This window comes from Psychrobacter sp. TWR1-1-1, from assembly GCF_049895865.1.
Lineage (GTDB): Bacteria > Pseudomonadota > Gammaproteobacteria > Pseudomonadales > Moraxellaceae > Psychrobacter > Psychrobacter immobilis_A.
Genome location: NZ_JAFCTE010000002.1, coordinates 351,341 through 364,764, shown reverse-complemented (window position 1 = coordinate 364,764; position 13,424 = coordinate 351,341). Strand labels below are relative to the sequence as shown.

9 protein-coding genes are annotated in these 13,424 nt (G+C 42.7%); all 9 read right to left on the bottom strand.

Annotated features, from left to right (window positions below; all coding sequences use genetic code 11):
• Positions 1–56 precede the first annotated feature (56 nt).
• Entirely contained in the window at positions 57–1,010 is a 954-nt protein-coding gene (locus tag ACP69U_RS03580) for a reverse transcriptase family protein (protein ID WP_426137835.1), read from the bottom strand.
• Entirely contained in the window at positions 985–1,293 is a 309-nt protein-coding gene (locus ACP69U_RS03575) for a helix-turn-helix transcriptional regulator (RefSeq protein WP_426137834.1), read from the bottom strand. The genes ACP69U_RS03580 and ACP69U_RS03575 overlap by 26 nt, the downstream gene beginning before the upstream one ends.
• A 43-nt stretch (positions 1,294–1,336) precedes the next feature.
• Complete coding sequence (locus tag ACP69U_RS03570) at positions 1,337–1,483, bottom strand: hypothetical protein (RefSeq protein WP_426137833.1); 147 nt, start codon at positions 1,481–1,483, stop codon at positions 1,337–1,339.
• A gap of 406 nt (positions 1,484–1,889) precedes the next feature.
• Positions 1,890–2,036, bottom strand: coding sequence for a DUF2256 domain-containing protein (locus ACP69U_RS03565; RefSeq protein WP_371532732.1), 147 nt, complete (start codon positions 2,034–2,036; stop codon positions 1,890–1,892).
• A gap of 44 nt (positions 2,037–2,080) precedes the next feature.
• Positions 2,081–2,332 (bottom strand): DUF2256 domain-containing protein, encoded by a 252-nt coding sequence (locus ACP69U_RS03560; RefSeq protein ID WP_426137832.1) that lies wholly within the window; start codon positions 2,330–2,332, stop codon positions 2,081–2,083.
• 170 nt (positions 2,333–2,502) lie between these two features.
• Positions 2,503–8,667 carry a DNA repair ATPase gene (locus ACP69U_RS03555; protein WP_426137831.1) on the bottom strand — a complete coding sequence of 2,055 codons (6,165 nt, stop codon included), beginning with the start codon at positions 8,665–8,667 and terminating at the stop codon, positions 2,503–2,505.
• 564 nt (positions 8,668–9,231) lie between these two features.
• Positions 9,232–11,310 (bottom strand): flotillin family protein, encoded by a 2,079-nt coding sequence (locus ACP69U_RS03550; RefSeq protein ID WP_109591553.1) that lies wholly within the window; start codon positions 11,308–11,310, stop codon positions 9,232–9,234.
• Positions 11,311–11,527: 217 nt separating this feature from the next.
• A complete protein-coding gene (locus tag ACP69U_RS03545) occupies positions 11,528–12,193 on the bottom strand; it encodes a DUF1449 domain-containing protein (protein WP_193007860.1) in 666 nt (221 codons plus the stop codon).
• Between the two features lie 182 nt (positions 12,194–12,375).
• Positions 12,376–13,380 (bottom strand): Xaa-Pro aminopeptidase, encoded by a 1,005-nt coding sequence (locus ACP69U_RS03540; RefSeq protein WP_426137830.1) that lies wholly within the window; start codon positions 13,378–13,380, stop codon positions 12,376–12,378.
• Between the last annotated feature and the right edge of the window lie 44 nt (positions 13,381–13,424).

The following is a 13,424-nucleotide window of genomic DNA, read 5'->3' as shown; positions in this document are numbered from 1 at the left end:
CTCGCTTTTTCATTACTACTAATACGTATTTGAACAATATTATTGTCGATAGTAGCTTAAAGTTGACCTTCAAGTTTCTTTTCTAATTTAGCTTGGGTTTGGAATACGAACTTTGGAATCTTTTGGTTTAATTGTTTCACGTACTGAGCTTTACCTTTAAGAGAGTAATACTCATCCTTAAGTTGAGGGTAAGGTGCATCATCTATATGAGTATTAATACCTTCACATAACTGCCTTAACTCCATATAGAAACTATTCTTTACGTCCAAAGTTTTTTTAAGAGCTATACCTGTAACAACTGGAATTTTATTTTTAGTAAATCGTTTAGTCTTACTTTCTTTAATTTCATAGCCATAACGATTTAAAATCTTACTCATTATGTTGTAATGGCTTTGATTTACACACTTCCCTGATATGGTAATATCATCAGCATAAACCGTAAATTTCTGCTCAAACATCTCACACTGTAATTTCATTTCATCGAACATATCTAAATTAACCAAATTACATAGATAAACACTAATCTGACTGCCTGTAGGTAGTGAACCATCAAGAGTACATAGTCTTGATAAAAGATAAGCTATATCTTGCTCACATTCTAATTTATGCTTAAAGAATATTCTTATTGATTCACTACTTATGCTTGAATAATAAGACTTAATATCAAAAGTCATCAGTTGCTTTGAATGCAAATGAACTTCTGCATTACTAATATGTGAGTGTCCTTTTTTTGAATAGTGCATATATTCAGGAGTTTCAATTCTTGATAACAAGTTAGCTATTCGGTTGTGCACACGATACATCAATTTTTTAGGTTCTTGGATTGGACGTCCATCTTTATTGATATAACAGTTATAAAAGTCGCTATTTTCGTAACTCTCAACTAATAAATTTAGCTCTTCTTCAGTTATTTTCAGAATTAAGCAAAGTTTATTTAAACTTGTAACTTTATACAGTCTGCATTGGTTTAAAGAATAAACTTTGTTAGCCTTTACCTTCTTTTTGCTCATTTTTAATACTCCAATCCAACAACTTTAAAACAAAACCTGCTGATTTTATTCTAAAACTCTTAGAGATTTTACCTTCACTTTCTAATTGCTCTGAAAAATATAAGAGAGAAGAAACAGGTATATCAAAGATGACTGCGTAATTCTGTAAAATTTCGATACTTGGAGACTTTTTGCCATTTTCAATTTCAGAAAGATAAGAGTTAGAAATATTTAGGCTTTGAGAAAGTTCATTTTGCTTCATGTTGTGAAACAGACGAATTTTTTTTAACGCATTACTAAGCATAGTTAGACTCCATAACAAGACTGTTAAGGACAACGCCTAAGGGTTACTCATTAAAGAATCTTTCAATAAATTTAAAAATATTGAGGATACTTGATATAACTTTAAAAGCTTCTAATAACCAAAAGGGAAATCTTTTAGACCATTTTTTGCTTTTCTTAGGCGGGTGCTGATTATCAGTTGATTCTTTCATAACTTTTTCTCCTAGTCGATACTAGTGGAATTACTAGCATCCTCATCGCAACTAGAAAAATAGACTTAATCAGCGGTCAATCCTTACAGGTGCTTGCTTGCTCTCATTGCAAGCAAGCACCATACCGAACCATTGTAATACGTCGAGTCGAGAACGCATGAGCCCAGTAGGAGGTAGAGAAAATTAATTCTCCGCAGGTAAAAAATTTACCTAATATTCATGATGAATTGTTCGTCTGTACATCAACTAACATTCAAGATTATACAATAAGAAAAAAATTAATCAATATTTATTTCGCTTATAGCGAAATAAATATTCGCAAATAGTGAACTTTCTAACGTTCAAGACTAAATAGTATACTTAGTAATACTAGAGTTAAAGAATTTATTTCCCTCCTAACTCTAGCTTAATCTGATTTATCCTTCCCACGCCGACACCGCTCAGAACAATAAATCACCTGCTCCCAGTCCTTCTCCCATTTCTTACGCCACGTAAACGGACGCTGACAGACGGGGCAGGTTTTTTGCGGTAAGTTTACTTTTTTATGTGCCATTGTCTGCTCCCTTTTCCCCTATATCTCTAACTGACTATTAACGCCTATTTATCTTCTTTTTGATGATCCAACCCTTCATACTTTTTTACGCGGCGACACTGGTCTGAGCAATAGACCATGCTCTCCCAATTTTTATCAAGCTTCTTAGTCCAGCTAAACTCGCGCTCGCAGACAGGGCAAAGTTTTTTGCGGACGTTCTTCTTTTTGTGCGCCATAATTTTCTCATTGGTTTGATATAGTCGATTCACTATCATCGGATACGGTGTCAGGCTTTCTTTACCTACTGTTTGTAGCACGCTTACTCGCCATCATTGTATCCAAAGTAGCTGTTGCCGACTATATTACCACTGTCTCTTAACTATCAGCCCTATTTATAGTGCTATTCATAAGTGATGTTCATAAGTGCAAGTCATCAGCATTGCTCGTAAGCGTTAATAATTAATCGTCAGCCATTAATCAGTAGCTATTAATCATAGTCGTCAAAGATTTTATTGAGTCTGTTGAGGCTATTGACGATTAGCTTGCCTGATTGATCGGTACTGGTATCAATCGCCAGCTTCTCATCCATCCGCATCGTCAATGGCTCTAATGCTTGCTTGAGGGCAGTTGCCATAAGTGCGGTCTGCTGAGTGATGTCAGTCGCATCGCTATCTGCAGTTTGATTCTCTCCATTCTTAGCTAGAGTCTCAGTTAAACTATTAGACAAGCTATTCGCCATTTTCTGTGCCAGCTCTTCAACGGCATTGACCAGCTGCACCATGAGCTGTTTTTGTGCATATTGGTTTTGCTTGAGATACTCGCCTTCTGACTTATGATCGTGCTTATATATTTGTAGCAATTGACTCACACTTTTCTCAAAGCCATTATCGATACTATCGCTGACGACTTTGGCATTGTTAATGACACTATCGGCAAGTATTTTTTGTGCTTCTAATTGGGCGTTTAGCTGGGCATCGAGTTGCGCTTGTTGTCCTGCTTCTCGTAAACGAGCAATTTGTTCAGGATCATTTTTCGTTAAGTATTTTTCAAACTGGCTACTGATGGCATTGAAGCCACTGGCCAAATCAACCAATTGGGCGACGATACGCGCGCCTGTGTCGCCATCTTCTCCGCCCATGGCTTTGTTACGCAAGAAGTCGGCTTTGATTTGCGCCCAGCGCTGCATTTCTGCTTCGGTCAAGACACCGCGCATCTCACCAAGCTTGAGCAGATTACTCTCTGCGCCTTGGGTCAATAGCTGTGACTCGCCCAAATAGTGATCGTCTATCAGCTGATTCAGCTCACTCTTATTCATGACCGCCGACAGCTTTTCGGTCATCTTATTCATATTACGGTAACTGCCTTGCAGCTTAAATATCGGCTCAACGCGGTACTTGTCATCTTGCGAGGCAGAAGCAATATACGCTTGGTTAACGTCTAGAATAACCTCTTGCACCGTAAACATATGACGCAAGATCGCGACAATCTCATTAATCTCTGAAGTGCTATACGGATACGTCAAATCACCGCTTTGGGCTTGTGCAAGATTCGCATTTTCCGCTTTCGCCATTTTGATGAGACGATGGACATCCGCTAGGTCGCGGTTGGCCAGTGGCGCGAGGACAGTATTAGAAGTGAGCGAGTTTTCGATATAACTGAGCGCAAACACTTCTTCCATGCCGCTCATGATATCGCCTAGGTTGTAGATATCGGCACGGTTGGCGAGCATGTCTGGCACTTTGAAGGCTTCGCCGCTCTCGGTATATGGGTTACCAGCCATGACCACGCAGAACTTCTTGCCGCGCATGTCATAAGTTTTGGTTTTGCCTTGCCAAACACCATCGATACGGCGCGTACCATCGCCGAGTGAGATAAACTTCTGCAAAAATTCCGCATGCGTATGCTGAATATCATCGAGATAGAGCATGACATTATTGCCCATCTCAAAGGCTAAGTTGATTTTATTCAGTTCTTCTCGTGCGGTGGCATTGGGCGCTTTTTCAGGATCTAAAGACGTCACATCATGACCGAGTGACGGACAATTAATCTTCATAAAGATAAGACCCAGACGGTTTGCCACGTACTCCATCAAGGTGGTTTTACCATACCCTGGTGGCGATATCATCATGAGAATACCCATTAAATCGGTACGCTTATCTTCACCGACCGTACCCATCTGTTTGGCGAGGTTGTCACCGATGAGAGGCAGGTAGCTCTCGTTAATCAGACGGTTACGCACAAATGAGGATAGTGGACGCGGCATAAACTCATCCAGTCGCAACGTCTCCTTTGACTCATGTAAAATCTCTGAGCGCATGGCCAGATAACGTCTATACGCAGGGATAACTTGAGTATCATGATGATGCAGACGATTTAAAAAATCATCGACGGCAAAGGTTAAAGTCTGCTGATGGATACGCGTATGCTCACCTAGCAAGTTATTAACCTGTATTTCAAGCGATACTTTACCCGTGCTACGCTCAAAGCTTTGCACTTGATTGAGCGGATTATTAATACTGGTCAATGATGTCGTCGATGAAACTGGCGACGAGGTGATTGAGGAAAATGATAAAGCAGATGGCGTGGTACTTGCGCTTGTACTGTTTAAACCTTGATTGCTCAATCCTTTAGCACTTAGCCCTTTATTGAAGCTCGCGCCTGAATCAATCAATCGCTGCACCAAAGCTTCACGTTGAGCATCGTTCAATTGAGTGAGTAAAACCGCAATCGCCTCCGGCACATAATGACGGCCACTTTCTAATTGCTGCTTGCGTAACGCATCTTTTTCTTCAATTTCAGCAAGCTGTGCTTCACTGAGTTCGCCGTCTTCATTGGTGCCATCATCAGCTGCATTAGCCAATGCTGTACTAGCGTAGGTTTTATCAAGCAATGCATGGAACCATGTTGCCAATAGCTCATAGGCTGATTTGGGCTGGAATCCAAGCTTGCCAATTGAAGACTGTAATTGGTCAAAACTGGCCGTCGCTTGCGTGCTGCCTGAGGCACTATTTAGCGTTTGGCTTAGCTGCTCACACAACTGCTGCGCTTGTTGGCTAGTTTGCCAGTTTATTGTGTTAGATGCGACAGTATTCGATTCAGCTGACTGTCCCATGACGCTCACCAAGTATTCGCAGGCAAGCTGGATATAGCTTGGTTTGAAGATGTTGGCGCCTTTATCAACGCTGCCATCTTCATCGATGCTAGCACCTTTATCAACGCCAATACCGTCATCATTATGAGTGGCGACAAAGTCACGCATCACTTTGCTCATATCTTCGACTAGTAAAGACTTAGCCGTATCACTGCCCAAAGCACGGCGCAGTTGCTCGGCGGTCGCAGCTCTATCCGTCCAGTTGCTCGCGCGCGTCAGCACGGATTCATTTAACCAAGCGTCATAGCCAAATTGGCGCAAGCTGTCTAAGCCCAGCGCTTGTACGATATTGAGCTGCCAATAAAACAATTGCGCCAATGCACGTACTTGCGGGGTATAAATCAGCAACCCTGCCTCGCGCAAAGTCGGTAATATTTGCATCAGTAATAACGTAGCATCATGATCATGAATGCCTTTGTCATAGCCGAGCTGATAGCGAGGGGTGGCGTAAGCTTTGACCAGTTTGGACAATGGACTGTCATTATCAATATCACCATTAATATCGAGGGTAATGACTGTCGCATCGTATGCTTGATATAGATGCGCTTCAGTCAAACCCTCTTGGCTGTTTTTGGCATTCTCGATAATGCTATAGGCCAAATACTCGGCGCGGTAAACGGCATCCGACTCAGAAGCGATATTCATGTCCCAATACGGGCGCAAAGCGTTCAGCTCAGCATTATTAAGTACTTCATAATAGTCTGTGCCCGTGAGATGCAGATTTAAAACACGGTTACCATCTGACTGCTGACGACTCAATAAAGTCAAATCAAGTGGCTGAGTATTGACCGAAAAACGATGCTTGCCCAGTTTAATAATCTGACCACCATCTTCAAACAAGTCCGACTTGTCTTTTAGACTCTTATAACTCTCGATTTGAATGGCTTTTAGACGGGCGTCGATGTCATCGGCTTTGACGCTAAAGCCCATCGCTTGCAGCTCTTTTGCGATGTTGCGGACTTTCTGTACTAGACCATCAGCTGCAAAGTATGTATTGAGAGCTTCCTCTTCTGTAAAGCCTGTGACGCCAGTGCTTTGCGTGCGTTTTTTAATACTTTCAAGCATTCGCAGCGCGCCATCACCTAAGTTTTGCGCTTTACGGTTACGAGCATCAAGCAATTGCTGCTTGTGATTTTCAAAGGTCTCGTAAATCTCTTCACGCTTACTGATGATGTCGGCTAAAAACTGATCGCCACTATTGGTCTCTGGGTCAGCGAATTGACTCTCCAATTCTTCTAGCTGCACCAATAGCTTAGCCATTTGCTCATCTGATTTCTCAGGGGTATTGGCAATAGATAACGCATTGGCAATGGACTGACCAAACAGCTTAAACTGCGCGCCAAATTGCGCCACGGCCTCGGCAGAGCCTAGATTTTTGCGTTTATGATTGAGCTTGGCTTTGCTCTGGTTTAGGCTGGCATAAATGGTCGATATATCATCGATAATTTGCGTACGTACCGTGGCATCGGCTACATCTAGCGTACCTAATAGCTCGGTTAATAAATCTAACCCTTGCGCTGTTTCATCAATTTTATCCAATACGGGTTTTAGTTCAGCATTGGTTTCAGCGGTGTTTAAGCGCTCACTGACATCGACCAATATGCCTTCGTAGCTTGATAGCGCCTCTTCACCACTTAAAAACAGCACAGTCTTTTCAGCCAGCTCGCTTTCGGCTTCTTCTAACTGTGTCTGTAATGCTTGTAGCTTATCAGCATTTAAATAACGCAAATCTTCCAAGCTGACCAAACGGCCTTTTTGTCGTCTTAACGCTGACAACTGATCGACATAATCACTGGCAGACTCAAAGCTAGTGACGCGTATCTGCCGCAAAATCTCACTTTGCTGGGTCTCGGCATCGGCTAGCGCAGTTTGGGTTTGCTTTTGGATACTTTGTACTTTGGCGAACTCATCAATGACTAGCTCAGCCGTGGCCGTCACTTCTTTAATACTACTGGCGACTTCGCTCAGCTCAGGCTCAGACAACCAGTAATAGCTGTCAAAGAGTCGGCTGGTATTATTGGTAAGCTCTTCATAGAGCTTCTGTGACACGCTTTGATTGTCAATGAGGCGGGTAATGCTATAAAGATCTGAGATACCGCGCACCAATTCTTTATTGCCAATCTTGCCATAAAAACTCGTGCTCTCTGGCAGCTCGCTCACATACTCATGCGAGGCGTAAGGCGTATGCCATATCTGCATCGGATGAATACGAGACGGCTCGCTTTGGTCACTAAACAGCACCAAGCGGCCATTCTCTGCCAAAGCCATACCGTTGCAATAGATAGGGTTTGCCAATTGCTTTTTAATCAAATTATAAGGAAACAGCCCCGTAACGCCCAAGTCTCTGTCGTAAAATAAGAATAGAACATCTTCCCCATTTGGCGAGACAATTTTACGCTTAAACCGTAAGTCAGTAGCGCCAACATTATTGGCCTCGAACAGCTTATACTCACCCGTCTGTAGATAATAACCACCCGGAAACATGATGCCGTGGTCTTCTGGTAGCTGAACACACGACTGTCCAATCGCATCCAAACGCAGCACCGCTTCGGTCAAAGTGTTATAAACGAAATAACGGTAGTCATCTTCACGATAAGGCAATATTTTGAGCAGTATTAAACTGCCCACTTTGGCATACGCAATCTCGGCATCGGTAAGCGACTGGGTACGGTCATTGACCGGTTCACTATAAATACCTTGCCCTGACTGCGTATTGTCCTCAATCTTAATGGTCAAATCACCACCGACCGTTTCCACAAATATCGTATCCAAGATATTCATATGGGGATATTTACCATTCACCATTTGATCGCGTGTGGTCTCAATCCAGTCAAAATCATAAGCAGGCGGTAGCTCAATATCACGCTCGCCTCGATTGTCCACATAAGCGACTTGCGCCGACTCTGGCGTACCTTGGCTAAAATCTAACGCAAAACGGAACACTCGAATATCAGTAATGCGCTCGCCAATCTGAAACGCCAACAGCAATTTGCTGTCTTTCACCGTTATTTGAATCAGGCGCGTTTGCTTGTAATATCGATACAGCTCATTGAAGTCTTGGACAAAGGCATCTTGAGCCAAAAAAGTGCCTTTTAAATCGACCTCTTCGAGCTGATACTCTTCTTCATTACCAACTGGCTCGTTCAGGCGATATAACGACAATACGTCCTTAATATTACTCGCGCGTTTGAGCCCCATAAAAACGTTGTAGCCAAACAGCAAATAATCACCGACCTGCACCATATCTTGCGCCACACAGTTGTGCTCGGTACGAATACGAGTACGGGCAATAACTTGCATCTGGGTGCTGCCAAACTCTTCGAGACGCGCATTATTTAGCGTCTGCGTTTGCTGCTCTAAGCGGCTGCCTTGCTCGGTTAAACGCTTTTTGATGAGCTCATAAGCATTGCCTGAAGCAACTGCCTGATCGATTTGGTTAGCTTGATTAGCGCTATTATTATCGTTGCTATCTGAGTTCTTTGAAGTTTGCGTGTCCGCCATCGTTGCTCGTCCGTTTCTGTTTTTACATAATATAGTTAATCCTTTATAAAAGAGCTACAGCGTTAACCTCGCTTGAAGTATCACATATACATCTGCACTCGGTTGCCTTGTATCTCTTTTAAACTGAATCCACTATAAGAGAATTTTGGGCAATAAAGAATCATTGAAAGTAAAGAAGCACTTGGCTAATCTAAAAAAACAAGTCGTCACTGCTATTTTTTTAGATTAACCAACTCATCATGATTCGTCATTCTGAATCACCCTGAGTTAGCCAAAAAAATCTGCCGCCTACACGATAGATTCTTTATTTTAGAAAATATTACTCATTCATACTGTTAGATAAAAACTTGCTCACTAATAATTACCCATTAAGGCTAGGGCGTGTCCTCATTTTAAACATGGTGATAAAAATGAGATAAATCGCAGTCAAACAAGGAAAATAGCGCAGATAATATCGAGATATTAGTCAGCTATTTGACGCTGTTTGGCAAGATTTAACCATTTTTAACCTATTTAGATAACTATCGATTGACTTGAGGACTCGCCCTAGACATTTAGACCCTATTAATAAGTCGTTTTATCATCATTTTTCTGGTTTGATTTCATGGCTTGACTGGCCATCACACCATTGATGATACCGCTCAAGGTGTCTGACTTACCCGCTAGGCCATCAATGGCTTTACCGATAGACAGTGATTTGGCAAAGTTATCAAAGAAATGCGCTTCGCCGCCAACAATATCGATTTTGGCTTTCTGTAACGCAACTGCCAATACTTCAGCATTTTCTTTCGCAATCTCTTTACCAGCATCAATCGATGCCAATGCTTCTTGCAATGCTGTCTCAAGGCTCATGCGGAATTCTTCGTGCTCACGTGCCTCTTTGCTCATGCTACCCATGGCATTGAATTTCTCGACCAGACCATCTGCTTCGGCTTGGAAATGTGCACGAGTAACTTCGGCTTTTGCCAATCCAACTTCGCGTTCTGCTTTGGCATTTGACTCACCGCGAGCCGCGATGACTTGAGCATCTGCCATGCCTTTTTCACGCTCAGCTCTAGCGGTAGATTCACCACGAGCGGCGATGATTTCTGCATCGACCATACCAATATCACGCTCAGCTTTTGCCTTAGACTCGCCACGAGCCGCGATAACCTCAGCATCTGCCATACCTTTTTCACGATCTGATTGCGCTTCAGCTTGTCCAGTCGCTTTGATAACATTGGCTTTCGCAATGCCTTCTTTTTCCAAAGAAGCGGCTTTGACTTCTTGGATAGCCGCTTCAGCAAAGCCATGTGCTGACTCTTCTGCTTTGATACCTTCGGCCATTTTAATTTTGGCTTCTGAATCTTTGGCAGATGCTTCAAGATTCGCGGCAGCCAATGTGGTGATTTCGACGGCTTTATGCTTGGCAGATAGCTCTTCTGCTTCGGCTTTTTTCACCTGACGTACTTTGATTTCTTCCGCATCGGCTTCTGCTGCTAGGACACGTGTTTGCTTCGAACGCTCCGCTTCGCTAATTTCGCGAACTTCTTTGATACGCTCTTCTTCTTGCGCAACGGTTTTGTCCACTGCGATACGTTCACGAATGACGTTGGCGATTTCTTTTTTCTCAAGCTCAATCGCGCGTTCAGCCTCGATACGTTGCAAGTCAACTTCACGCTCACGAGAGACAATTTCTAAATCACGGGCACGCGTGACTTTTTCTTCTTCGATGACGACCGCACGCAGACGATTTTGTCCTGCTACTTCGATTTCACGCTGCTGATTCTCACGCTGAATGGCTAAATCTTGCTCAACCGAGATAACAGCCGTTTCAGATTTTTTACGCTCTTCTTCTTCAATTTTGCGAGTTTCAGCAGTCTCACGTGCAATCACTGACGAGATTTCACGTTGCTGTTTGGCTTCGGCATCGGCTTGTTGACGCTCTAGCTCTAGCATCGCCTCTCTGGTTTCGACATTCTTTTTCTTAACAGCCAGTTCTTCATCACGCTCCAGCTCGTTGGTGATAACGTTCTGAAAAGCCGTTAACTGAGTAATCTTTTTGATACCTTCAGCATCTAAGATATTACTTGAGTCTAATGAAGATTTTGGCGTTTGCTCTAAGTAATCAATCGCCACATCTTCTAAGACATAGCCGTTCAGATCGTTACCGATTTCTTGAACGATGCTGTCACGAAACTCGCTGCGGTTTTCAAACAGTTTGACGAAATCAATCTGTTTACCAACCGTTTTCAATGCTTCAGAGAATTTAGCATTAAATAGCTCGTTGACAGCGACTTTATCTGATGCGCGCTCAACCCCAACCGATTTGGCGACTTTTAGCACATCCTCTTCGGTTTCATTGACGCGTAAATAAAATGCCACGGTGATATCAGCACGCATGTTGTCTGCGCAAATCAAACCTTCTTTACCGCGTCTGTCTACTTCTAACGTGATGAGCGATATGCGCATCAATTCTTTTTTGTTGATGACTGGCCAAACAAAACCACCATCAAAACGTACGGCAATTTTACTCACACCGTTAATAATGAGTGCTTTGCCCTGCTCAACCTTAAAGTAAAAGGCCTTGAGCATCAATAGTGCGACCATCATAAAAACAAACGCCAGCACTACAACCACGCCGACGATAATGAGTGTGTCCATATCCATTCCTTTAATTAAAACATTCCATAATCAATTCTATATAAATCAGATACGCTATCACGCCTGCTAACTCTACTATTTATGGCACTGTATATAGCACGTGTGCTTTATAGCCCTGTCATTCGCCTTCGATATATCTGAATTACCTTGAACCGACTATCACCAAATTTAAAAATATTTATGTTACTTCTAAAAATGCACAATTTTATTCATACTTTTACAATATTTTTTTATCTTCGACGACAGCAACTCGGTAGGTATTGGCTTCGTCTAAATACTCTATCAACATCACTCTATCGCCTTGTTTTAGCAAACCATCATTGGTGTCTGAACGAATCTTTAATATCAATCCTGCACCGCCATCATTTAGCTCTGCTTCGCCATGTTTATCTGTGACACTAAGGGTACGCACAACAGCGATCTTACCCACATTATTAGACGAATTACGTTTGGGAATTTTAGCGATATTTTTGCGAATCGGCGAAATAATAATACCTGTCAACCACATAGAGACGACCAATACGAAAATGAGCGCCCCTGTACCGAATAAATAATACAGAACGCCAGAATCGAAATATTGGTGTAAAAAGCTGGTATATAAATAGCTAAGCAACCAACCGATCAAGCTAATTAAGCTTAGTATGATGATTAAAGGGACACCGTAAAGACCAAATTTGAGCATGAGACCGGTAAAAAAACCAGTCGATGATAAGGTAGAGACATCAGCATCACCGCCTGACTCACCAAGGTCTACGCTATCCATATCTGCCATGCCGAGTAAAGACACAATCCAATATAAAGTGACGAACATCACAAGCCCTGTAAAAATAATCGTGGGATATAAACTGATTTTAGTGATAAAGACTAAAAAAGCTTCTTGCATTGCGCGTATTCTCCTTTTGCTCACCCAATCTATTAGCTCAATGACTTGGTTATGCAAATTGGTATTATGTGGATGATGCTCACTCGAATTAATGCTGCCAAGTTTACATTTTTTAAATCAACTTATGTTGCTTTATCAAGGATTATATATACATTCCATTACATAATACATAGGTTTTGCCTTTAACGTCCCCATATTGGAGAGCGCACGACTCCGCCCACCTTACTGCCAATGGCATAACTTGTATTACCAGATAATGAGTGAATGACCAAGCTGCCGCCATTTTGACCGCCCACTTGTGAAAGCTTTGTCGGATAGACAGCATACTGTGCAGATGGTGACAGACGTGCTGGTTCATCAAGTCCCGTCTCTGCTAGATTGATAACTTGCCCTGTAGCCAGCGTCATCACCGCAGCCTTACGACCATTGAGATATGCCATACGCTGACCGTCCAAGCTCAGTTGCGGACTGGCGACATAGCCACTTGTTGGCACAGGCGTGGCACTAGCAGTCTCGAAGTTATAGCGATAGATACGTGGGCGTCCAGCGCGGACTTTATCACTGGTATAGACAAAGCTTTGCCCATCACTGGCGTAGCTTGGCTGCACTTCCGTGCTCGGTAACGTAGTGAGCTGTGTGGTCTTACCGTCGCTCAGACGCATCTCATAGATATCAGCATTGCCGACGACCGTCGAGCTATAGAGGAGTTTTTGCCCATCAGGTGAGAACGACGCTGACATATTGCTGCCTTCAGCATTTACCACAAGGTTGCGGATGTTGCTTTTGCGATCATAGATATAAATCTTAGGATGCTGGCGCGGCGCTTGTTTACTATATCCCAGCAGTTGCCCATCAGCTGACCACGCTGGCGCATAAATATAACCATTAAGCTGATCGATTAACTGACGATCACTACCATCAGGACGAATGCTATAAAGCGTCGATATCTTTGCAGCTCCGACTCCTTGCTCCTCGACATAGGCAATACGCCCTTGCCGATCTATCGCTGACATTCGCGCCGTTAGTGGATTGCTCGCACTTATATTACTAGCAGGTGCTTGCATCGTTTTAGACATCGTACTAGGCAAGGTCTGACAACCCGTCAACAGAATAAAAGTCGTTAGTGCGGTGATATTACTTATCGTTCGTATATTGACGGATGATTTTGATACAAGCATTTTTGACATAAAATAACGTCCAATAAAGTATTGATTATTGCGTACTGAGAATC

Bases quoted from the DNA above. Each gene is read 5' to 3' on its own strand.
- ACP69U_RS03580 (WP_426137835.1), bottom strand. From the start codon at position 1,010: ATGAGCAAAAAGAAGGTAAAGGCTAACAAAGTTTATTCTTTAAACCAA.
- ACP69U_RS03575 (WP_426137834.1), bottom strand. From the start codon at position 1,293: ATGCTTAGTAATGCGTTAAAAAAAATTCGTCTGTTTCACAACATGAAG.
- ACP69U_RS03570 (WP_426137833.1), bottom strand. From the start codon at position 1,483: ATGAAAGAATCAACTGATAATCAGCACCCGCCTAAGAAAAGCAAAAAA.
- ACP69U_RS03565 (WP_371532732.1), bottom strand. From the start codon at position 2,036: ATGGCACATAAAAAAGTAAACTTACCGCAAAAAACCTGCCCCGTCTGT.
- ACP69U_RS03555 (WP_426137831.1), bottom strand. From the start codon at position 8,667: ATGGCGGACACGCAAACTTCAAAGAACTCAGATAGCAACGATAATAAT.
- ACP69U_RS03550 (WP_109591553.1), bottom strand. From the start codon at position 11,310: ATGGACACACTCATTATCGTCGGCGTGGTTGTAGTGCTGGCGTTTGTT.
- ACP69U_RS03545 (WP_193007860.1), bottom strand. From the start codon at position 12,193: ATGCAAGAAGCTTTTTTAGTCTTTATCACTAAAATCAGTTTATATCCC.
- ACP69U_RS03540 (WP_426137830.1), bottom strand. From the start codon at position 13,380: ATGTCAAAAATGCTTGTATCAAAATCATCCGTCAATATACGAACGATA.